Here is a 22,307-nt window from a genome sequence, read left to right as displayed (position 1 = left end):
CATCCCCGAGCGGGTGGGTGGAGAACAGCGCCATGACGCCGCCCTTGTGCAGCGGGTTGACGATGAACAGGTGCGACGTCGCCGGCGCCCTGTCGTACGGCATCATCTGCGCGCCGCGCTCCATCTTGAGCAGGGCGTCCGCGAGGGCATCGGGGTCCCCGCTCAGCTCGGCGCCGGTGGCGTCCGCGCCGTACTCGCGCGAGCGGCTGACGGCGAGCTGCAGCAGCGTGGCGGCGATGGGCGCCACCAGCAGCAGGCCCAGGTTGGCGAAGGCGCCAGCGATACCGCCGCCCTCCTCGTCATCGCTCCGGCCGAGCATGGAGCCGCCGAACCAGAAGAGCATCTGCGCCGCGTAGCTGATGATACCGGCGAGCGTGGCCGCCACCGTGCCGATGAGCGTGTCGCGGTTTCTCACGTGACCGATTTCATGGGCGAGCACGCCCTCCAGCTCGCGCTGGTCGAGGATCTCCATGATGCCGGCCGTCACCGCGACGGCGGCGTGCTTGGGGCTGCGGCCGGTGGCGAACGCGTTGGGCGCGCGCGTGGGCAGGATGTAGACCTTCGGCTTGGGCATGCCCGCGCGGGCGGACAGCCGCTCCACCATATGGTGGAGCCAGGGGGCCTGCTCGTAGGGCAGCGGCTGGGCGCCATGGATGGCCAGGGCGATCTTGTCGCTGAACCAGTACGAGCCGAAGTTCATCACCACGGCGAAGAAGCCGGCGAACATGAGTCCCTGGGCGCCGCCCAGCCGCTGGCCGATGACGAGCACCAGCGCGGTGAGGCCCGCGAGCAGCACCGTCGTCTTGAGCGCGTTGCCCAGGCGGTGCCACCCACCGCCGCCGTGCAGCGCCGGACGTCCGCCGCCGTTCCGGGAAGTTTCGTGGGTGTCGGTGAAAGCCATGTCGTCTCGTTCCTTTCCCCCGCTCAGGGGCTTCAGAAACGTAAACAGGGGCGCTGGCTCGTCAATGAAAGCCCGTGAAGAGGCCCGTGAATCCAGGGGCTTGCGGCCGCTCCGCGTCGACGGTCGGACTGTCCGTTGGCGGGCTGGCGAGCAGGCGCCTGTGTGCATGTATCGGCACCGTGAGCGCGATGCGCGACAGGCGCCGACGTTTCACTCGGGTGTCTGTTTGAAAGACGGGAGGGTGACCGCTGCGCGGCTTCGCTCGCTCCAGGACGAGAGAGCGGGGCTCCCGTGTAGGGTCGGAGACCGAACAACAACATTTGGACGTTCACGCATGTCTCGAACATGCACGACGAGTCGGCGCATCGCCCGAGTGCGCACCGCGCGCGTGCGCAGCGCGTGGGCATGCATCCTGTGCCGATGCTCTGCCGTGCAGGTGTCACGCGCCTGCGTATCGCCCAAGCACGCGTCATGTGCTGACGCATTGCCGGAGCACAATGTGCAGCCGCATCGCTCGCGCACGTGCCGATGCTCAGTCCAAGCACGTCCCCCTCGCCGACACGCAACCAGCGCACGCACGACCTGATGTAGAGGCCGACTGACCCGCGGCACGCGCGAGACGTGTCCCGCGGTGCCGCGGCCATCGTCGCGTGTGACTCAATGCACCTGCGCGCGCCACGTGGGGCGCAGCTTCACGGGAGGCGTCTCGGGCGCCGGGAGGATCCACGGCTTCGCGGCGAGCCCATCCTCCACGCGCGTCAGGTCCACGTCCGGGTCCACGAGCAGCTGCGCCGCGCGCCCGTTCAACGACACGCGCACGTCGGCGCGCACCTCGACGGGCCCCAACCCCCGCGCCTCGAAGTCGCGAGCGATGTGCCGCGCGAGCTGGAGGATGAGGTCCGGCTGCACGGACATCTCGCGCTCCTGCAGCCGCGTGAGGTAGTCGCTGGGCGGCACGTGCCACTCACGCCCGGTGGAGGGCGAGGTCACCACGAACGTCGCGCTGCCGTTCTTCTCCCGCGCCATCACCCGCCAGGAGAAGCGCATGCCCTGCTCGTGCCACAGCACGTTGCCGCCATACAGGTGCGTGCGCAGCGGCATCGCGACCTGGAGCACGCCGTACACCACGGCCACCGCGAGCCCCGCCCACGCGAGCCGCGTCACGGGCTGAACAGGGACGGGGAGGGCGGGCACGGACACTGGAGCCACAGTCCCTCGACGCCACGCGCGCACCCGCGCCGCGATGCGACGAGGCCACGACGCGTCGAAGAAGACGAGCGCCGCCGTCACCATGATGAAGGGGAACATCCCGATGGGGAACAGCACCGACGTCGCCGCGTGGAAGCCCACCACCACCACGTACGCGAAGGGCCGCAGCCTGCGCGACAGCAGGAAGGCGACGATGGTCGTGTCGAACAGGAAGCCGGCCCACGCCGCCGTGTACGCCACCCAGCGCTCATCCAGGAACGGGCCCACGAGCGGGAGGCTCGTCCGCGCGGACAGCCAGATGTTGAGCGGCTGCGCGTGCACGAGCCAGTCGGACGTGAGCTTCGCCAGCCCCGCGAACACGTAGACGACGGTGACCTGGAAGCGCAGCAGGTACGTGCACCACGCCGGCAGCGTGTCACTCCGCAGCACGGGCCTGCGCCACGCATCGAGCGAGAAGGCGCGGTGCGCGGGCACGAAGACGAGCAGCCCCAGCAACAGGCTCACCAGGTAGTAGTGGTTGAGGTAGTTGCTGACGTCGACGAGCTGCACGTACGAGAACGCGACGAACAACAGCACCGTCGTGGCCCGGTAGAACAGCCCCGCCGACAGCAGCACCCCGAGCACCGCCAGCCCCGCGAACAGCGCCTGCATCCACGGCGCGGGCAGCGCCCGCACCCAGCCGAAGCCCCAATAGGTGAAGTGGTAGCGCGGCCCCGTGAAGAGCACGTCCACCCAGCCGTAGGCCAGGAAGCGCACCGACGAGACGGTGATGAGCGCGCCAAGCGCCACGCGGAACGCCACCAGCGCCGCGATGTCCCGCGGCGCCAACAGCCAGCTCCAGAGCCGCGCGGCCCCCCGAGCCTGCTCAGTCATTGTCCCCTTCGACGGACTGCGGCAGCTCCAGGTCCAGCACCGTGACGAGCTCCGTCTTCAGCACGTCCGTGACGCCCTTGAAGGCGTCATGCAGCGCGCGCACCGACGCCTTGTCCTGCGCCAGGGCCTGGTGCAGGTCGTCCTCCTCGATGGCGGAGAGCGCGGCCTCCGCGGCCACCACGCGCTCGACCAGCTTCTGCGCCAGCGCCTCCGCGCCCGCGGCCTTCAGCACGTCGTCGAAGCCCGTGCCCTGGTAGCCCTCCTCGCAGCCCTCCGCGAGCAGCCGGAAGCCCTTCACGTTGGCGCGCAGGTTCGCCTTCGAGCGGTGCGCGAACTGGGACTCGAGGTGCTCCGGGCACGTGTCCGTGGAGCACTCGCGCATGCCCAGGGGCCGCGCCAGCTTCAGGTCCTTGCCCTCGCGCTCGAAGTAGAACATCGCGTCGCTGATGGAGTTGAGCGCCGCCTGGCTCGTGGGGAACACCGCGTTGCCGGAGCCCGCCGTCGCCAGCGTGTTGGCGAAGTTGTCCTGGTCCGCCGCCCACGCCTTCACCAGCTGCGCGGCCTTCAGGTCCACCTCGCGCGCCACCACGGCGGCGTACGCGCGCTTGCGCGAGGCCCGCTCCTCCGTGGACAGCGCCGCCCACGTCCCCTGCGCGACGATGGGCGAGGTGCCCTGGCACACCGTGTCCTCGCCCGCGTAGAACATCAGGTACTCCAGCGCGTACAGCCCGCGCCGGCTCACCAGTGACGTCGGGAAGCCCGGGGCCTCATAGCCCTTGGAGACGAGCTGCTCCTCGATGGCGCACCGGCTCACCAGCGGCCACGAGTAGATGTTGTCACGAAGCTCCGCTCCACCCGCCGCGCTGCGCGGCGCCGCCGGGCCCACCTGCATCACCTCCGCCACCTGCCACGCATCCATCGCCGCGTGGTAGGCCGCCTTCGCCTGCGCCAGGCTCGCCGCGTCCGGCTGCGCCGCCCACGCGGACACCGCCTGCGACAGCGCGGTGCTCGTCGTGTGGAACTCGCGCGCCGTGCGCTCCACGCACACTCCCGTGGCCTTCAGGAGCGCCCCCCGGGACGTGTCCGGACCACCAGGCCCCGCGTCGTCCTTGCCGCGCTCGGACTCCTTGCAGCCCCCAAGCGTCGCCAGGGCGGTGATGAGAAGCAGCGCGCGCGTGCTCCGCGCGCGAGGGGGGGAAATGGAGGGGAAAGACATGGATTCTCGCTTGTCTCGGTCGGGTTCGCGGCTCTTGCCTTGACACTCAGTGAAGCCTTGGGCTAGGAGCCGCATCCGATTTTGAGAACGATTATCGTTAGCAGGTTACGGCTTATTATCATCACCCGGGAGCGGGGCCACCATGAAGCGAAGCAGTGAGCAGCGAAAGTTCGTCGGCGTAGCATTCCTCACGGCGGCGTTGGCCGTTTTCAGCAGCGCGTGCGGTGACGACGACGAGAAGCAGCCCCAGCAGCAGACCCCGGATTCCGGCACGCCTGACGCTGGCACGCCTGACTCCGGCACGCCCGACGCGGGCCCCGGCACGGCGGTGCTCGACAGCGACATCGGCCTGATGCGCTTCAACGCGGACGGCACGGTGGACACGACGTTCGGCGCGGGCGGCACGACGCGGCTGGACCTGACCACGGTGGTGCCGGGCGGCGCGCGGGACTCCGTGTGGGGCGTGGCGGCGGATGCGACGGACCGGCTGGTGGTCTTCGGTGCTCGCCGCGGTGACGGTGACCGCGTGGACGCGGACCGCGTGGTGGTGCGCTTCACGGCCAACGGTGCGCGCGACACCACGTTCGCGACCGAGGGCGTGCACACGCTGAACATCTCCAACCTGAGCGACGGCGCGCGCAACGGCATCGTCCAGGCGGACGGGAAGATCCTCGCCTCGGGCTACACCAGCCAGCCGACGGGCGTGGGCACCCAGGCGGCCAACCGCATCGTCCTGCTGCGCCTGGACGACACGGGCAAGCCGGACAACAGCTTCGGCTGGAAGGGCGTGGTCAACGACGCGCCGTTCGGTCGGGTGAGCGAGACGAACCCCGAGTGGGGCATGGCCGAGGCGTACACGGCCGGCCAGCTGTCCGACGGCAGCTACGTCACCACGGGCTACGGCCGCAGCGCGTCCACCGGCACGGTGGACATGGTGAACTTCAAGTACAAGCCGAATGGCGAGCGCGACCTGACGTTCGGCACCGGCGGCGTCGTGCTGCTGGACCTGGTGGGCGACAACGACCGCGGCCGCAACCTGGTGGTCCTCGACGACGACCGCGTGGTGACGGTGGGCAGCGCGACGCCGGCGGCGCAGAAGATCCAGGGCCTCATCCACATCACCGACAAGAACGGCGTGCCCACCACGCAGCTCGGCACGGACGGCTACAAGCTGTACGATTTCGAGCGCCCGGAGCAGGCGTTCTTCGGCGTGGCGAAGTCGCGGGACGGCAACTGGGTGGCCGCGGCGGGCTACCGCGCGGGCGGCGACAACGATGACGACGCGGTGCTCGTCATCCTCCCGGTGGGCGCGAACCCGGGCGCGGACATCGCGATCGCCGCGCCCATCTCCGAGACGGAGAACGACCGGTTCTGGTCGGTGGCCTTCGACTCGACCAACCGCATCTACGCGGCGGGCTTCGTCACCGAGGGCGGCGACAACCGCCTGGCGGTGGCGCGCTACACGACGGCCGGCGTGCTGGACACGTCGTTCGGCACGGGCGGCGTCGTGAAGCACAACTTCTCCGTCGGCAAGACGGAGGAGGCGGTGCGCGGCATCGTGGTCCAGTCCGACGGCAAGATCGTCGTGGCGGCCACGGTCGAGAAGTAGTCACGTAGGAGTGGTCAGTCCCGGAGCCGGGGAGGTGGGTCCATGTCCGGACCCGCTCGCCCCGGCTCCTGGCGTCTGACACAGTGCCACCGCAGCACCGGGATAGAGGCGTACTTCGCAGATGGCATGGCTCAAGGACAGGTTGAGGCGGGCACGAGGCTGGGCGGCCCCGGTGCTCCTGGTGGGAATCGTCGCGGCCCCCGCGGCCGGGCACGCGCAACAGGCGTCGGGCGCGGAGGGTGCCCCCGCTCCGACGGACGCTTCCGTGGCTGCGCCCCCCGGCAGGGCGCCGGCCGCCACCGGGCAGATGTCCCCCTCGACAGGGGCGGCACCGGTCCAGCCCTCCTCCGAGCAGGGCTCCGCCGCGCCGGCCGAGGCCGCGACGCAGTCCGCCGAGCAGGGCGCCGCCGCGCCGGCTGAAGCCGCGACGCGCACCGCCGCCGAGCAGGGCGCCGTCGCTCCAGACGCGGCCCCGGCCGGAGCCCCGCCGGCGGCGGCGGGTGACGCCTCCGGCGAGGCTGCGGGAGCGCCGCTGTCCGACCCCGCGCCCGGGCTTCCGGGGGACGCCCCGACGCAGGCCTCGGGCGAGGTGCCCCCCGCGCCTCCGGACCTGACGCCCGAGCCCGGGCAGCGCAAGTTCGAGAGCGTGGTGGTGGGGACGTCGGAGACGCGCACCAGCGGCTCGGTGCATGTCCTCAAGCCGTCCCAGCTGGAGCGCTTCAAGCGCGATGACCCGAGCATGGTCCTGATGACGGTGCCGGGCGTCTACGCGCGCGGCGAGGATGGCTACGGGCTGCGGCCGAACGTGGGCCTGCGCGGCGTCAACCCGGACCGCAGCAAGAAGGTGACGCTGCTGGAGGACGGCGTGCTCTTCGGCCCGGCGCCCTACAGCGCGCCCGCGGCCTACTTCTTCCCGCTCGTCACGCGCATGCAGTCGGTGCGCGTGCTCAAGGGCCCCTCGGCCATCCAGCAGGGGCCGCAGACGGTGGCGGGCTCCGTGGAGTTCATCACCCGCGACATCCCCGCCTCGGAGTCCGCGTGGCTGGACATCGCCGGCGGCGGCTACCTGTACGGCAAGGCGCACGGCGTCTTCGGCGCGAGCACCGAGCGCGCGGGCTTCCTCCTGGAGGGGCTGCACCTGCGCAGCAACGGCTTCAAGGAGCTGGACGGCGGCGGCACCACGGGCTTTCGCCGCAACGAGTGGATGGCCAAGGGCCGCTACTGGCTGGTGCCCGACGGCGAGGTGCGCCAGAGCCTGAACCTCAAGCTGGGCTACTCCGACGAGGTCTCCAACGAGACCTATCTGGGCCTGTCCGACGAGGACTTCCGCGCCAACCCGCTGCGCCGCTATGCCTCCAGCGCGCTGGACCGGATGGAGTGGCACCGCACGCAGGTGGCCGTCAGCCACGTGCTGGAGGCGGGCTCGCTGGCCATCACCACGACGGCCTACCGCCACGACCTCACGCGCGCCTGGCGGAAGCTCAACCGCCTGGGCGGCGCCGCCATCGCCACCGTGCTCGCGGACCCGACCAGCGCGCGCAACTCCATCTACTACGGCGTGCTCACCGGTCAGCTCGACAGCTCGTCCTCGCAGGAGCTGCTCTTCATCGGCCCCAATGACCGGACCTTCGTGTCCCAGGGTGTCCAGAGCGTCGCGCGGTGGACCACCACCACGGGGCCGCTGAGCCACAACCTGGAGTTCGGCGCCCGCTTCCACTTCGACAGCATCGACCGGCTGCACACCGAGGACGCGTTCCGCATGGCCGGCGGCGAGCTGGTCGCCACCCACACCGCCACGTCCACCACCGCGAACAACAAGGACGCCACGCACGCGCTCGCGCTGCACGTGACGGACGCCATCGCCTGGGGCCCGCTCGTGCTCACGCCCGGCGTGCGCCTGGAGGTCATCCGCTCCCGCTCGTACGACCGGCTCACCGGCGAGGACACGAACGGCGCGCTCGAGGTGCTGATGCCCGGCATGGGCGCGTTCGGCGCGCTGACGCCGAACCTGGGCCTCTTCGCCGGCGCGTACCGGGGCTTCTCGCCGCCGGCGCCCGGCCAGCCGGACTCGGTGGGCGCGGAGCGGAGCATCAACTACGAGACGGGCGCGCGGTGGACCCGCCGCGGCGAGCGCCTCGAGGTGCTGGGCTTCTTCAACGACTACTCGAACCTCACCGCCATCTGCACCTTCTCCAGCGGCTGCGTGGACGACGACCTGGACCGCCAGACGGACGCGGGCCGCGCCCACATCTACGGCCTGGAGGTCTTCGCGGAGAAGGTCTTCCGTCCCGGCGGCGGCCTGACGTTCCCCGTCACCGCGTCGTACACCTTCACGCGCACGGAGCTGCTCGAGGACTTCCAGTCCGCCGACCCGCAGTTCGGCAACGTGAAGGCCGGCGACGAGCTGCCGTACGTCCCCCGGCACCAGCTCTCCGCGTCCGTCGGCGTCGAGGGTCGGCTGGGCGGCGTGGCCGTGAGCGCCCTCTACATCGACACGATGCGAGAGAAGGCGGGGCAGGGCGAGGCCCCTCCCGGGGAGCTGACGGACTCGCTGCTGACGTTCGACGTCAACGCGAACTGGAACTTCTCGCGCTGGGGGCAGCTCTACCTGAGCGCGCGCAACATCCTCGACACGGTGGAGATCGCCTCCCGCCGGCCCTACGGCGCGCGCCCCAACGCGCCGCGCACCGTCATCCTGGGCTTCAAGCTCACCCACTGAGGCCCGCTCGGGCCCCCGCCCCGGGCCGTGACTCCCGGGGCGGCGTGGGCCTAGAGGTAGAAGCGGTCCGTCACCCCGGCGGTGCGCTGGAGGATGGCGCTCCAGCCCAGCCAGAGCGGGATGCGGCTGTCGCCGGTGAGCGCCTCGCCGCCCAGCGCCCCGAGCGAGCCGGTGCAGCCCGCGAGCGTGCACAGCCCTGAGTCCGTCAGGTGCTCCAGCAGCGCGCGCAGCGTGGGCATGCCCCGGGACTCGAAGCGGTCCGCCACGTCCTCGCGGCCCGCGAAGTCCGGCTCGTCCAGCGCGTCCTTCAGGAAGCGCTCGAGCGCCCACCAGAAGAGATAGACCTCCGCGCGCCGTCCCGCCGCCGTGGCCGCCGCCGCGATGGACAGGCCCTGGTGCACGCGGTCGTAGTCTCCACTGTGAAGGAAGACGACCACCTTGGGCGAGGCGGGGGCGCTCATGCGGGCCTCATACTGTCCCGTACTGGATTTCGTCCATGGGCATGCCCTCTTGGACCGCTCGGCCCTTTGGCTTGCACCCCTCCCCCGGCGCTTGCTAGGTAACTCGGGCCTTCCGCACACCTCCGCCTTGTCGGGCACCCGGGACGGACCCACACCAAATGGTCGAGGACATCACAGCGCGGCGCAAGGACGCTCACCTCGACCTGTGCGCCACCGGTGACGTGGAGCCCGGTCAGAACAGCACCCTGCTGGACCTGGTCCACCTGGTCCACTGCGCCATGCCGGAGATGTCCGTGGAGGACGTGGACCTGTCCACGCCGTTCCTGGGCAAGCGGCTGCGCCACCCGCTGCTCGTCACCGGCATGACGGGCGGCACCGAGCGCGCGGGGGTGGTCAATCGCGACCTGGCCCTGGTGGCCGAGCGCCACGGGCTGGCCTTCGGCGTGGGGAGCCAGCGGGCCATGTCGGAGGACGCGACGCGGGCGGCCTCGTTCCAGGTGCGGCAGGTGGCGCCCACGGTGGCGCTCCTGGGCAACATCGGCCTGTACCAGGCGGTGCGGCTGGGCGTGGACGGCGTGCGGCGACTGATGGACGGCATCGGCGCGGACGGCATCGCCCTGCACCTCAACGCCGGGCAGGAGCTGACCCAGCCCGAGGGCGACCGGGACTTCCGCGGCGGCTACGCGGTGGTGGAGTCGCTGGTGAACGCCCTGGGCGAGCGGCTGCTGGTCAAGGAGACCGGGTGCGGCATCGGCCCGGAGGTGGCGCGGCGCCTGGTGGAGTTGGGGGTGCGCAACCTCGACGTGTCCGGGCTGGGCGGCACGTCCTGGGTCCGGGTGGAACAACTTCGGGCCACGGGCGTACAAGCCCAGGTGGGCGCGGAATTCAGCGCGTGGGGCATCCCCACGGCGGCGGCGGTGGCCACCGTCCGCGGGGCCGTGGGCCCGGACGTGCGGCTGGTGGGGAGCGGAGGCATCCGCACGGGGTTGGAGGTGGCGAAGGTGCTGGCGCTGGGGGCGGACGTGGCGGGCATGGCCCTGCCCTTGTTCCGGGCGCATCAGGCGGGCGGGGTGGCGGCGGCCGAGCAGGCGCTGGAGGTCATCCTGACGGGGCTGCGTCAGGCGCTCGTGCTCACCGGAAGCAGAAGCTGCACTGAGCTGAGGCAGCGGCCGCGGGTGGTGACCGGTGTATTGAAGGACTGGATGGCGGCGCTGTAGTGGGGACCGCCAACGCAGGAAGAGGGAAGACTCATCATGTCTGAGACGGTGACGTCCCGGCTATCCGGGTTCCACAAGCTGCCGATGGACGAGCGCCTCGCGACGCTCGCCCGCATGTTCCGGCTGTCGCCCGGGGACCTGGAGCAGCTCCGTGGGACCGAGGCGCTCCAGCCGGTGCTGGCCAATCAGATGATCGAGAACGCGGTGGGGACCTTCTCCCTGCCGCTGGGCCTGGGGCTCAACCTCCAGGTGAACGGGCGCGACTACCTGGTGCCCATGGCGGTGGAGGAGCCGTCCGTCGTGGCGGCCGTGTCCTTCGCGTCGAAGATCGTCCGCGAGAACGGTGGCTTCAGCGCCGAGGCGGACGAGTCGATGATGATCGGCCAGATCCAGGTGACGCGCTTCGGCGACCCGACGGAGGCCGCCGAGAAGATTCTGGCGCACAAGGAGCAGCTGCTGGCGCTGGCCAACAGCTTCCACCCGGCCATGGTGGCGCGCGGCGGCGGAGCCCGGGACGTGGAGGTGCGCATCCTCCCGGCGCCCGAGGGCCCCAGGGGCGAGCCGCTGCTCGTGGTCCACATCCTCATCGACACGCAGGAGGCGATGGGGGCCAACCTCATCAACACCGTGGCGGAGGGCGTGGCTCCGCTCGTCGAGCAGCTCACCGGCGGCAAGGTGTACCTGCGCATCCTCTCCAACCTGGCGGACCGGCGGCTGGCGCGCGCCACGTGCCGCATCCCGCTGGCGGCGTTGGCGGACTTCGAGATGCCGGGGGAGATCATCGCCGAGGGCATCGCCCAGGCCAGCCGCTTCGCGGAGGCCGACCCGTACCGCGCGGCCACGCACAACAAGGGCGTGATGAACGGCATCGACGCGGTGGCCATCGCCACGGGGCAGGACTGGCGCGCCATCGAAGCGGGCGCGCACGCCTTCGCCTGCCGCAACGGCCAGTACCGGCCGCTGTCCACCTGGTACCTGGAGGAGGGGCACCTGGTGGGCCGCATCGAGCTGCCCATGGCGCTGGGCATGGTGGGCGGCCCCATCAAGGTGCACCCCGGCGTGCAGATGGCGCTCAAGCTCTTGCGCGCCTCGGGCGTGCGCGAGCTGTCCATGGTGTTCGCGGCGGTGGGGCTGGCGCAGAACTTCGCGGCGCTCCGGGCGCTGGGCAGCATCGGCATCCAGAAGGGCCACATGGCGCTGCATGCCAGGTGCGTGGCGGTGACGGCCGGCGCGCGCGGCGACTGGGTGGAGAAGCTGGCGGACCTGTTGGTGAAGGCGGGCCACGTGAAGGTGGAGAAGGCCCGGGAGATCCTCGCCAGCCTGTCCGCCGAGGACGCCAAGGCCGCCACCACCGGTACCACCGTCTAGCGCGCCCGTGGCCACCTCGCCCCCACTGTCCACGTTCGGCGCCGGCAAGGTCATCCTGCTGGGCGAGCACAGCGTGGTGTACGGCCACCCCGCGCTCGCGGGGCCGCTGTCGCAGGGGGTGAAGGCGCGGGGCGTGCCGGCCCGGAAGTGTCAGCTGACGCTTCCCGCCACGATGAGCCGCGCCCAGCGCGCCCAGCTCACCGGCGCCTTCCTGCGCGCGGCGAGGCTGGTGGGCGAGCCTCCCGTGAAGGTGTCGTTGGACCCGGAGCTGCCCCTGTCGGCGGGGCTCGGCAGCTCCGCAGCGGTGTCCGTCGCCTGCGCGCGCATGTTGCTCTGTGCCGCGGGCCGGGAGCCCACGCCCAAGGAGGCCGGACGCCTGGCGTGGGAGATGGAGCAGGAGTTCCACGGCACGCCCTCGGGCGTGGACCACACCACCAGCGCCCAGGAGCAGCTGCTCTTGTACCGCCGCGCGCCGGGCTCCTCCGACGTGGGGCGCGGCAAGGTGGTGGACAGTCCGCGTCCCTTGCGCGTGGTGGTGGCGCTGGCCGGTGAGCGCAGCCCCACGAAGAAGACCGTCGGGGCGCTGCGCGAGCGGCAGGCGCGCTGGCCCGAGCGCTACCAGCGCCTCTTCGCGCAGATGGGGAAGCTGGCGTCGGAGGGCGCGCGGGCGGTGGAGGCCGGTGACCTGGAGGGCCTGGGCGACGCGATGAACGTCAACCAGGGCCTCTTGGCGGCGCTGGGCCTGTCCTCGCCGGCATTGGAAGAGATGGTGTACCGACTGCGGGGCCTGGGAGCGCTGGGCGCCAAGCTCACCGGAGCCGGTGGGGACGGCGGGGCCGTGGTCGGTCTGTTCCTCGAACCCGAGCCCGCGGTGGACCAGCTCACCCGGCTCGGCGTGCGCTGCTTCAGCAGCCAGCTCGCGGGTCCGCGAGCGACCTAGGTGTCCGCATGAAAGCCACTGTCCTGGCGCATCCCAACATCGCCCTGGTGAAGTACTGGGGGAAGCGGGACGACGCCCTCATCCTGCCGCACCAGTCCAGCCTGTCGCTGACGCTCTCCCCGCTGTCGGTGACGACGACGGTGGAGTTCGGCGTCCCCACGGACGCGGTGGAGCTCAACGGCCACGTCGCCAAGGGCAGCGAGCGCGAGCGGGTGCTGCGCCTGTTGGAGTCCGTGCGCGCGCAGGCCGGCGACAAGTCCCTGGGCCCTGCGAAGGTGGTCTCGCGCGGCGACTTCCCCATGGCGGCGGGCCTGGCCAGCAGCGCGGCGGGCTTCGCGGCGCTGGCGGTGGCGGGGCGCGCGGCGGCGGGCCTGCCCCGGGACACGAAGGCGGAGAGCATCCTGGCCCGGCTGGGCAGCGGCTCGGCGTGCCGCAGCGTGCAGGGCGGCTTCTGCGAGTGGCAGCGCGGTGAGCGCCCGGACGGCGACGACAGCTTCGCGGTGCAGCGCTTCGACGCCGCGCACTGGCCGGAGCTGCGCATGGTGGTGGCCATCCTGGACCGTGGCGAGAAGGACGTGAAGTCGCGCGACGGGATGAAGCAGGCGGTGGAGACCAGCCCCTACTATGCGGCCTGGGTGAAGGACGCGGAGGCGGAGGTGCCCCGCGCGCGCGAGTACATCGCCCGTCGGGACTTGCAGGCGCTGGGCGAGATGTGTGAGCGCAACGCGTGGCGGATGCATTCCACGTCGCTCGCGGCCGACCCGCCGCTCTGCTACCTGAACGCGGCCACGGTGGGGCTCATCCATCACCTGCGCGAGCACCGCAAGAAGGGCGTGCCCGTCTGGTTCACGCTGGACGCGGGCCCCAACCCGGTGCTGCTGACGGACGCGGCGAACGAGGTGGCGGCGGAGGCGCTGGCCCGCGCGTGCGGCGCGCTGGACGTGATTCGCTGCGTGCCCGGTGGTGACGCGACGCTGAAGTCGGAGCACCTCTTCTGATGGAGCGCGCGCTCTCGGCTCCGGGCAAGCTGTTCGTCTCCGGCGAGTACGCGGTGCTGTGGGGTGGGGTGGCGCGGCTGGTGGCGGTGGCGCCCCGCACGCACGCCTACGTGCGGCGGCGCGAGGACGCACGCGTGCACGTCTGCCTGGAGGAGGGGACGCTCGCCGGGAGCATGACGCCGCGCGGGGTCCGCTGGGAGCGCGACGTGCCCGCGGGCTTCTCCTTCGTGGCGCGCACGCTGGACGAGGCGCTGCGCGCGCACGGCCGGGCGAGCCAGGGCTTCGACTTCGCGGTGGCGCCCTCGGCGGTGGGGCCCAACGGCCAGAAGCTGGGCATGGGCGGCAGCGCCTGCGCCACGGTGCTGGCGTCAGAGGGCGCGCGCTGGGTGCTGGACGAGCGCTACGACGCGCTGAAGCTGGCGCTGCTGGCGCACACGCAGGGGCAGGGCGGCAAGGGCAGCGGCGGGGACGTGGCGACGAGCTTCGCGGGCGGCGTGCTGCGCTACCGGCGCTACGACGTGGCGGCGCTGGTGGAGGCGAGCAACCACGGCCGGCTGAGCGCGGCCATGACGGAGTCCGCGTCCGTCGACGTCTGGCGGCTGCCTCCGCCCCGGGTGCCCATGGCGTATGCCTTCACGGGCGAGAGCGCCTCCACGCGGGTGCTCATCGGTCAGGTGGAGGCGCGGCTGGAGGAACTGGGTCGTCAGGCCTTCGTCGCGCGCTCGGACGCGGTGGGGCAGGCGGTGGAGGACGGGCTCGCCGGCTGGGACTTCCGGGCGTTCTCCGAGGCGGTGAAGGCCCAGCACGCGCTGCTGTTGGAGCTGGGCCCGCTGGAGACGGAAGGCATGCGCCGCGTGCTGTCGCTGGCGGCGGCCTACGGTGGTGTCGGGAAGCTGTCGGGCGCGGGCGGAGGCGACGGCTGCATCCTCTTCGCGCCGGACGTGGCGGCCCGCGCCGAGCTGTGCGAGGGCCTGGAGTCCCGTGGCTTCCACACGCTGCTGCTGGAGCCGGAGCCCGGCGTCCGCGGCGAGGCGCACCTGGACGCGCGCCTGCGGGCCTGGGTGGACGCGCTCGTCTGAAGCGGGGCCCCGGTGGGCCTCTCATGCATCAGCCGACCGAGAGGCGCGGCCCCTCGTCGAGGAGCTCCTGCGTGGGCTCGTTGCTCGCGCGAGCGCGCCGGGCGTTGGGGCGCCGGGCCACCACGGGGGCGTTGCCGCCGAGCCAGTCCCACTTCTCGCCGTCCCACAGCTGCTCCCGCCAGCCCAGCTGGGAGGCGGCCTCGCGCGCCTTCTCGCCGTGGGCGATGAGCGCCCAGCCCGCGCGTGACTGCTTGCACTCACCGCTCTTGAACTTCAGCAGCCGGTGCTGGCCCTGGGCCTCGTCACGGTCCGCGTCCCACAGCGCCTGTTGCTTGCCGCCCGTCCCCTCGTAGTCGACGCCGTTCCACTCACACCAGGCGATGACGTCCTTGAGCCGGACCAGCTTCGCGCTCCGCGACAAGGAGAGTTCCGTCACGGCCGCCACGAGGAGGCCAGGGGAGATGACACGCATGGAAGAAACCCCGTTGCAGGTCAGCGATTGCAGCCAACCTACAGCGGGGGTGGTGTCGGAAGGTCCATGACGACTCCATGCCTTTGTCATGGTTCTGTCATGCCGCACGGAGTGCTTGACTCGCAGCGTTGATGACAGCGCGCGGCGTCATGGCGAGCAGGCGTCAGAACATGTGGCCGAAGGTGATGTAGACGCGCTGGCGTCCCGTCTCGGTGGAGCGCGCGTAGTCCATGCGGACCACGGCGGCGCGGCGCATGAGGCGCAGGCCTCCGCCGATGCCCGGGTGCCACTCGTGCCACTTGCCGTCGGGCACGCCCGGGTGCCACACGCGGCCCAGGTCCAGGAACATCACCGCGCCCACCTTCATGCTCTTGCCGAACACCTGGAGGTTGGCGGCGTGGTAGCGCAGCTCCGTGTTGCTGAAGGCCTTGACGTTGCCGGAGAAGCGGTTGCGCTCGATGCCGCGCACGCTGCTCATCCCGCCGATGCCCTCCGACACGTTGACGCCGCCGGTGTTGCTCCACTCGAAGAACGGCACCTCGCCGAAGAGCATGTCCAACGTCAGCCGCTGCGCCAGCGTCAGCCGTGACGACAGCTTGAGGTAGCGCCGCTCACTCAAGGTGATGCCCGCGTACTGGTAGCGGCTGCCGGTGGCCATTCCGGAGACGCGCAGGGCGAGCTCCTCCACGCCGCCCTCCAGCGGGTCCGTCTCGTCGTCGCGCGTGTCCCACAGCGCGCCCACGAGCAGCTGCCCCGTCATGCCGCCCTCGATGCCCAGCGGACGCTGCTGGTGGAGCATCGACTCGTCGTACGTGTCCACGCTGGTGTAGCGCAGCGCATAGCCCACGTAGGACTGGAGCGGATGCGTGGGACCGAAGGGCCGCCCGCGCAGCCGGAACCAGCCGCCCGGCGCGCCCTTGTCGAAGGTGTAGCGCTCGCTGTCCAGGTCGCCCCGGAAGTCGGGCGCCGAGAGGTTGCCCGCGCCGAAGAAGGGGCTCTTCAGCTCGCGCCTGTACTCCAGGCCGGCCTCCAGGCGCAGCGGGCCGATGAGCCGGGGGCCGTCGTAGCGCACGTAGTGGCTCTGCACGCCGCGGCTGCTGAAGAGCACCTGCGCGCCGATGCCGTGCGCGTACGGCGTCTTGCCGGGGCCGTACAGGTAGAAGCCACCGACGGCGCCGTAGCTGATGCCGTGGTCCGAGCTGAACGTCATCATCGGCAGGGCGATGATGTCCGAGCCGGAGTCCGCCTTCGTTTGCGGCAGCCCGGGTGCCGGACGGGAAGGCGACTTCACCGGAGCGGCGCCGAGCACGACGAGGAGGACAGCGGGAAGGAGCATGGGGACCGTGGTGACGTCTCTCTGAGTCGGAACCATCCCGACAGAAGGACGGCGCTACCTGCCCGCCTGCTTTCCAGGAGGGCTGCCTTCGACTGAAGGCGGCCGTCCCCCCGAGTGCTCATTCTGACGGGTGAGGGAGGGGAGGCGTCAACGTGAGTGGTGTGATTACTCTGGCGTCCTGGATGTGGGCCCATGGGCTCGCGCGGCGGATTGGAACGAAAGTTCCGCCCGCAGTGGCGCATCGGCGCAGGAATCTGCTGCTCATCCACCTCGACGGCGTACCCAAGGCCCTGCTGGACGAGGCGATTGTCGCCGGCAAGCTCCCGTTCGTCTCACGACTCATCCGCTCCGGCACGTTTCAATTGGATGACGCCTTCTGGGGCGCGCCCACCTCCACGCCGTACTTCCAGGCGGGGCTCCTGTACGGCCTGCGGAATCCGAACCTGCCCGCATATTCCTGGTTCGACAGGGAGCTGGGGCGACAGGTGCGGATGAGCACGCCCACGGACGCACACGTCATCGACGAGCGCCTGCGGGGCCAGGGGCGCGAGAGCCTGTTGGACGGAGGCGGCCACGGCTACTTCTCGCTGTTCCGCGCGGGCGCCCAGAACGCGCTCAGCATGAGCACGCTGGCGAGCTTCAAGCAGATGTCGCGCGCGTTCTCGTACGAGATGATGGGCCTGTCGGCGGGACGCACGCGGGGCCTCTGGGACTTCCTCGGCGCGTTCGGCATGGACACGTGGTGCTCGGCGCGCGAGGTGGCCCACTGGGTCCACGCGCTGCACGACTGGCGGCACGAGCAGTCCTTCCTCGTCAGCCGCGTGTTGTTGCAGCGGCTGGGCTGGAGCTTCGCGTACACCAAGGCGCTGGTGGACATGGTGCGCGGCGTGCCCGCCATCTACCTGGTGTTCGGCAACTACGACGAGGTGGCGCACCGCCGGGGGCCTCGCTCAACGCTGGCGCTGTCCGAGCTGTACCGCGTGGATGCGTACCTGGAGGACCTCTACGCGATGTCCCAATCGGTGGAGCGCCCCTACGACGTCATCATCCTGTCGGACCACGGCCACGTGGACGCCCTTCCGTTGGAGCAGCGCCAGGGGCGACGGCTGGAGTCGCTGCTCCTCGAGGGAGCGCCTGGCGAGCTGTCCGAGGACGTGATTCGCGGACTGCGCGACGGTCGTCCTCTTCAGGACCCGGTGCCGAGCGCGCCCTTCGCGCCCGTCATCGTCGAGTGCGGCAACTTCGCGCACGTCTATCTCTCTGGTGCGCGAGAGCCGCTGGAGGCTCGCGCGCTGCTCGCGCGACATCCGGAGGTGCTGGCGCGCGCCACGCGCAGCGAGGACCTCGGCATCGTCGCGCTGAGACGAGGTCACTCCGCGGTGGCGGTGATTCGCGGCGGCGTGTACGGCCCGGACGAGGTGGAGCGCGCGCCGCTGTCACCCGAGTTCAGCCGCCGCGCGGTGGCGGACTTCCTGCGAGGGCTGCCGGCGATGAAGACGGCGGGAGACCTGGTCGTCTTCGGAGAGGCGGTGCGCCGAGGCGGCACGGTGGGCTTCGCGTGGGAGTTCGGCTCGCACGGGGGCCTGACGCGCACGGAGGCCAACAGCCTGGTGTGCTGGCCCGCGCACGCGCCGGTGGACCTGTCCGGACTGGGGCACTGCGCCCAACTGCATGACCGGCTCGCGGAGGTCTACGTGCGGCAAGCGCCTCGCTTGAGGTGGGTGCAATGAAGAGCCCATCGCGTCGCTCGAAGGGCGCGTGGCCCAGGCCGTCCGCGCGGGGCCTGAGCCTGCCCAAGGTGCTGCTCGGCGTGGTGGGGCTGGTGCTGTCCGTCGTCCTGCTCTCCACGGCCTTCTTCCACTGGAACCCGAAGGGCCCCGGCCCACTGCTCCAGCCGCGCTTCCCGCTGGACGACTTCCTGCGGGATTTGCCCGGGCACCTGGTGTGGCTGGCCCCCTTCGTGATGCTGCAGGGCTCCATCATCCCGCTGCGCGCGGTGCAGTGGCAGAGCACCCTGCGCAAGCGCGTGCCCTTCCGCGAGCGCTACCACCTGGTGGCCATCGGCGCCTTCGTCCACAACGCGCTGCCGGGGAAGCTGGGCGACATCCTCCGCTCGTTCCTGCTGTCGCGCACCGAGCGCATTCCGTTCCTGCGCTGCCTGGGCACCGTCGCCGTCGGCAAGCTGATGGAGTTCGCCGCGCTGATGATGCTGGTGACGCTGTCGCTGCTGGGCCCCTTCGGCTCCACCCTCACGCGCTTCCAGGGGCAGCTCAAGGTGGCGGTGTCCCTGTGCGTGGGGCTCGTCGCGCTCGTGGTGCTGCTGGCCCACTGGTCGCTCCCGCTGGCGAACGCGCTGCACCGGCGCCACCGCTTCCCGAGGTTGGAGGGCTTCCTCCACCACGTCAGCGACGGGCTGGGCTCCGCGCGCTCCTTCATCGGCATGGGCAAGGTGCTCTTCTACTCGGTGGGCCCGGTGCTCGCGTCGGCGCTGGCCTATGGACTGGCGCTCCACGGCATCGGCATCTCCGGCGGCCTCTTCGCGGGCGCGGTGGTGCTGGGCGCCATCTCCCTGGGGCAGGCGCTCCCAGGCGTGCCGGCGGGCATGGGGATCTACTACTTCGTCACCAGCTGGGCGGCCCGCAGCCTGGGCGCCACCCCCGAGGACGCGGCGGCCTTCGCCACGCTCACCCACCTGGGCACGGTGTTCAGCCAGGCCGGCGTGGGCGCCGTCTCCGTCTACGTCCGGAAGATTCGAATCCGCGACCTGCGGAAGGGCGGCAGCCTGGCGCGCGAGGCCGCGCAGCACGTGGCACATGAAGCGGTGGAGCCAGCGCCGCAGTGAGCCGGGCGCGGAGCGCGGAGCCCTGAAAAGCGAAAAGGGGCCCCGGCTTGAAACCGGGACCCCTTATCGACTTTGTGCCCAGGAGAGGACTCGAACCTCCATGCCCTTGCAGGCGCTAGACCCTGAATCTAGTGTGTCTACCAATTCCACCACCTGGGCAGGTGGCTTCACCGCCTCGGCGCCGTGGCGTCGCTGCGATGGGGCGGACATATAGGTGTCCTGCCCCGGCTCGTCAAGAACTACGTAACAACCTCACTTCTTCAGCGGCCATTTCCCCTCGGCCTCCAGGGCCCGGCGGATGACCGGGTTCTCGTCCATGAAGGCCGTGAGGGACTCCTCGGTGATTTCGACCACCACGTCCTCCTGGCTGACCTCCGTCTGGCAGCTCAACCGGGAGTACGGACGCACGTCGAACCCCATGTCCAACCGGTCCGCCTCCGCGTCCGATTGCTCGCTGAGCGAGTCCAGGCCCTTGCGGACCCAGATGTGACAGGTGGAGCAGCCGCAGACCCCGCCACAGCTGTGGCCCACCTGGGCCCCCGACTGTTCGGCGGCGTCCAAGAGGATGGTCCCGGGGGGGACGTCCACGCTGACCTCGGCCAGCGGGCTCTTGAAGGTGACCTTGGGCACGTCAGTACTCCTCCACCGAGTGGCCAGCCACGACCTGGGTGATGGCCTTGTTCATCACCCGCTCGATGAAGGGCCGGGATGTCTCGTCCAGGGCGTGCACGGCCTCCTTGAGCTTCAGGTAGTCGTTGCCCTGGGCCACCTCTCGCACGTGGGCGATGGCCGCGTCGATGGTGGCCTTCTCGCCGTCCTGGAGCAGCGAGGCGTGCTCGCCCAACTGGCGGTCCGCCTCGGCCAGCACGCGCTCGGCGTCCACGCGCTGCTCGCGCAGCTGCCGGGCCTGGATGTCGTCCTCGGCGTACTCGATGGAGTCGAGCAGCATCCGCTCGATTTCATCCTCGGTGAGGCCGTGGCTCGGCTTGACGGTGATGGACTGGGTGGCGCCCGTGCTCTGCTCCTTCGCGGAGACGGAGAGGATGCCGTCGGCGTCCACCTGGAAGCGCACCTCCACGCGCGCCATGCCGGCGGCGAGCGGGGGGATGCCGGAGAGCGTGAAGCGCGCGAGGCTGCGGTTGTCCTCCACCAGCTCCCGCTCGCCCTGCACCACGTGCACGTCCAGGCCCGTCTGTGCGTCCTTGAACGTGGTGAACACCTGCGCCGCCGCGGTGGGGATGGTGGAGTTGCGCAGGATGAGCTTCTCCGTGATTCCGCCCATCGTCTCGAGCCCGAGCGACAGCGGAATCACGTCCAAGAGCAGCACCTCGTCCTGGCGGTCCGCGTTGGTGAGCAGGTCCGCCTGCACCGCGGCGCCCAGCGCCACCACCTGGTCCGGGTCGATGTCGCCCAAGGGCTCGCGGCCGAACATCTCCGCCACGAACCGGCGCACCGCCGGCACGCGGGTGGAGCCGCCCACCAGGATGACGCCGTCCAGCTCGCCCGCCGCCACGCCCGCGTCCTTCAGGGCCCGGCGGCACACGATGCCCGTCTTCGCCACCAGGGGCTGAATCCACGCGTCGAAGTCCGCGCGCTTCACCGCGTGCGTCCGGCCCTCCACCGTGACGGTGGCCTCGGCAGCGTCGGTGAGGGCCTCCTTGGCCTTGCGCGAGGACGCGAGCGCCTCGGCGACCAGGGCAGGGGAGGGCTCGGTGATTCCGAGCGCCTCGAACACCTTCGTGGCGATGGCCCGGTCGAAGTCGTCGCCGCCCAGGGCCGAGTCGCCGCCGGTGGACTTCACCTCGAAGACGCCGTCCACCAGCTTGAGGATGGAGATGTCGAAGGTGCCGCCGCCCAGGTCGTAGACGGCGAAGGTGCCCTGGCTGCCCTTGTCCAGACCGTACGCGAGCGCGGCGGCGGTGGGCTCGTTGAGCAGGCGCAGCACCTCCAGGCCCGCGAGCCTGCCCGCGTCCTTGGTGGCCTGGCGCTGGGCGTCGTCGAAGTACGCCGGCACGGTGATGACGGCCTGCTCCACCTTGCTGGAGAACTGCGCCTCGGCGCGGCGCTTCAGCGCACGCAGGATTTCGCCGGAGACCTCGATGGGCGTCACCGGGTTGCCGCCCGACACGTCGAAGCGGACCACCTTGGCGCCGGGGGCGAACTTGTAGTGACCCAGCTTGCGCGTCTCGGCGTCCTCGGGGCCTCGGCCCATGAAGCGCTTCACCGACGCGATGGTGTCCGTGGGGTGCGAGGCCGCGAGCGCGCGCGCCCGGACGCCCACCACCACGCCGCCGTCCTGGCCGTAGTGCACCACGGAGGGGAGCAGCAGCGAGTCCCCCTCGTCCACCGGGACGCAGCGGGGCTTGCCCTGCGTCACCGCCGCCACCAGCGAGTGGGTGGTGCCCAGGTCGATGCCCACCGCCTGGCCCTTGGGCTTGAGCGGATCATGGATCTGCAGGTAGCCGTTCTTGCTCACGACAGACTCTCCTCCTCGAACGCTTCCACCTGCTCGAGAAAGCGCGTGAAGTAGCGCACCCGACCCAGGGCATGCGACGCCTTTCTCACCGGGGCCTGCGGGTCACCGTCACCCTCCAGGGCGCGCAGGGCACCGGCCGCCTCGTCGAGCGCCGCCTTGCGCCGCCCCTCCACCTGGGTGCCCATGGCCTGCACCCGCGCCAGGTCCTTCTTCTCCATCGCGGCGTCGAGCGCCTCGCGCAGCTCCATGACCTCTTCCAGGAACTCCAGGGGCATGTCCTTCTGCGCGCCCGCGTCCTCGCGGTCCAGGTCCACGCCGTGGAGCTTGAGCAGGTAGAAGGCGCGGCGCACCGGGTCCTTGAGCGCCTTGAAGGCCTCGTTGAGGGCGGTGGTGCCCTCCAGGGCCTTGAGGCGCTCGCGCGCGTCGGCCTGGGCCACGCGGTCCGGATGCAACTGGAGCGACAGCTCGCGGTACTGCTTCTCCAGCGCCGGCACGTCCACGTCATAGGCGCGCGGCAGCCCGAAGACGTCGAAGTGGGTCCTCACTCGGTGTGCTCCATGCGGTTGGGCGGCGGATAAACGAAAGGGGCCC

General features: G+C 71.1%; 18 protein-coding genes and 1 tRNA gene. 9 read left to right on the top strand and 10 right to left on the bottom strand.

All coding sequences use genetic code 11. The features are described from left to right. The 3 genes from FL311_RS12110 to FL311_RS12100 all read right to left on the bottom strand — a co-directional run. Positions 1-901: zinc metalloprotease HtpX (locus FL311_RS12110; RefSeq protein WP_141325187.1), on the bottom strand; the 901-nt coding region annotated here is incomplete at its 3' end. Positions 902-1,558: 657 nt separating this feature from the next. Further along, positions 1,559-2,983, bottom strand: coding sequence for an HTTM domain-containing protein (locus FL311_RS12105; RefSeq protein ID WP_141325186.1), 1,425 nt, complete (start codon positions 2,981-2,983; stop codon positions 1,559-1,561). Further along, positions 2,976-4,199, bottom strand: a complete 1,224-nt coding sequence (locus FL311_RS12100; RefSeq protein ID WP_141325185.1) for an imelysin family protein — start codon at positions 4,197-4,199, stop codon at positions 2,976-2,978. Before FL311_RS12100 ends, FL311_RS12105 begins: the two co-directional genes overlap by 8 nt. 142 nt (positions 4,200-4,341) lie before the next feature. Here FL311_RS12100 and FL311_RS12095 point away from each other — a divergent pair, with 142 nt between their 5' ends. Continuing rightward, on the top strand, positions 4,342-5,808 hold the full coding sequence (locus FL311_RS12095; protein WP_141325184.1) for a hypothetical protein: 1,467 nt from the start codon (positions 4,342-4,344) through the stop codon (positions 5,806-5,808). 307 nt (positions 5,809-6,115) lie between these two features. Then, positions 6,116-8,527: a TonB-dependent receptor gene (locus tag FL311_RS12090; protein WP_141325190.1), complete on the top strand. Its 2,412-nt coding sequence runs from the start codon at positions 6,116-6,118 to the stop codon at positions 8,525-8,527. A 50-nt stretch (positions 8,528-8,577) separates the two neighbouring features. Here the strand turns inward: FL311_RS12090 and FL311_RS12085 are convergent, their stop codons facing one another. Further along, complete coding sequence (locus FL311_RS12085) at positions 8,578-8,988, bottom strand: hypothetical protein (protein WP_194869172.1); 411 nt, start codon at positions 8,986-8,988, stop codon at positions 8,578-8,580. Between the two features lie 158 nt (positions 8,989-9,146). On the opposite strand from FL311_RS12085, the gene fni reads away from it, so the two are divergent. From fni to FL311_RS12060, 5 genes are read left to right on the top strand one after another with little or no spacing between them, the layout of a single operon-like run. After that, entirely contained in the window at positions 9,147-10,205 is a 1,059-nt protein-coding gene (gene fni / locus FL311_RS12080) for a type 2 isopentenyl-diphosphate Delta-isomerase (protein WP_141325183.1), read from the top strand. A gap of 36 nt (positions 10,206-10,241) precedes the next feature. After that, entirely contained in the window at positions 10,242-11,573 is a 1,332-nt protein-coding gene (locus tag FL311_RS12075) for a hydroxymethylglutaryl-CoA reductase, degradative (protein WP_141325182.1), read from the top strand. Between the two features lie 7 nt (positions 11,574-11,580). Beyond that, positions 11,581-12,513 carry a mevalonate kinase gene (gene mvk / locus FL311_RS12070; RefSeq protein ID WP_141325181.1) on the top strand — a complete coding sequence of 311 codons (933 nt, stop codon included), beginning with the start codon at positions 11,581-11,583 and terminating at the stop codon, positions 12,511-12,513. Positions 12,514-12,521: 8 nt separating this feature from the next. Further along, entirely contained in the window at positions 12,522-13,511 is a 990-nt protein-coding gene (mvaD, locus tag FL311_RS12065) for a diphosphomevalonate decarboxylase (protein ID WP_141325180.1), read from the top strand. Next, positions 13,511-14,590 carry a mevalonate kinase gene (locus FL311_RS12060; protein WP_141325179.1) on the top strand — a complete coding sequence of 360 codons (1,080 nt, stop codon included), beginning with the start codon at positions 13,511-13,513 and terminating at the stop codon, positions 14,588-14,590. The genes mvaD and FL311_RS12060 overlap by 1 nt, the downstream gene beginning before the upstream one ends. Before the next feature lie 28 nt (positions 14,591-14,618). Here FL311_RS12060 and FL311_RS12055 read toward each other — a convergent pair whose 3' ends face one another. Both FL311_RS12055 and FL311_RS12050 read right to left on the bottom strand, forming a co-directional pair. Then, positions 14,619-15,026 carry a hypothetical protein gene (locus FL311_RS12055; protein WP_228556829.1) on the bottom strand — a complete coding sequence of 136 codons (408 nt, stop codon included), beginning with the start codon at positions 15,024-15,026 and terminating at the stop codon, positions 14,619-14,621. A 199-nt stretch (positions 15,027-15,225) separates the two neighbouring features. Beyond that, positions 15,226-16,398 carry a BamA/TamA family outer membrane protein gene (locus FL311_RS12050; RefSeq protein WP_141325178.1) on the bottom strand — a complete coding sequence of 391 codons (1,173 nt, stop codon included), beginning with the start codon at positions 16,396-16,398 and terminating at the stop codon, positions 15,226-15,228. 182 nt (positions 16,399-16,580) lie between these two features. On the opposite strand from FL311_RS12050, the gene FL311_RS12045 reads away from it, so the two are divergent. Both FL311_RS12045 and FL311_RS12040 read left to right on the top strand, forming a co-directional pair. Further along, on the top strand, positions 16,581-18,128 hold the full coding sequence (locus FL311_RS12045) for an alkaline phosphatase family protein (RefSeq protein ID WP_141325188.1): 1,548 nt from the start codon (positions 16,581-16,583) through the stop codon (positions 18,126-18,128). After that, entirely contained in the window at positions 18,125-19,240 is a 1,116-nt protein-coding gene (locus FL311_RS12040; RefSeq protein WP_141325177.1) for a lysylphosphatidylglycerol synthase transmembrane domain-containing protein, read from the top strand. Before FL311_RS12045 ends, FL311_RS12040 begins: the two co-directional genes overlap by 4 nt. Before the next feature lie 75 nt (positions 19,241-19,315). On the opposite strand, the gene FL311_RS12035 is transcribed toward FL311_RS12040, so the two are convergent. The 4 genes from FL311_RS12035 to hscB form a co-directional block, all read right to left on the bottom strand. Continuing rightward, positions 19,316-19,399: transfer RNA gene (locus tag FL311_RS12035), tRNA-Leu, on the bottom strand. A gap of 93 nt (positions 19,400-19,492) precedes the next feature. Further along, complete coding sequence (locus FL311_RS12030) at positions 19,493-19,870, bottom strand: 2Fe-2S iron-sulfur cluster-binding protein (protein WP_046715064.1); 378 nt, start codon at positions 19,868-19,870, stop codon at positions 19,493-19,495. 1 nt (position 19,871) lies between these two features. Beyond that, positions 19,872-21,716 (bottom strand): Fe-S protein assembly chaperone HscA, encoded by a 1,845-nt coding sequence (hscA, locus tag FL311_RS12025; protein WP_141325176.1) that lies wholly within the window; start codon positions 21,714-21,716, stop codon positions 19,872-19,874. Then, a complete protein-coding gene (gene hscB / locus FL311_RS12020) occupies positions 21,713-22,261 on the bottom strand; it encodes a Fe-S protein assembly co-chaperone HscB (RefSeq protein WP_141325175.1) in 549 nt (182 codons plus the stop codon). Before hscB ends, hscA begins: the two co-directional genes overlap by 4 nt. Positions 22,262-22,307: the final 46 nt, after the last annotated feature.

This window comes from Myxococcus sp. AB025B, assembly GCF_006518215.1.
GTDB lineage: Bacteria > Myxococcota > Myxococcia > Myxococcales > Myxococcaceae > Myxococcus > Myxococcus fulvus.
This window is presented reverse-complemented; position numbering and strand designations above follow the sequence as displayed.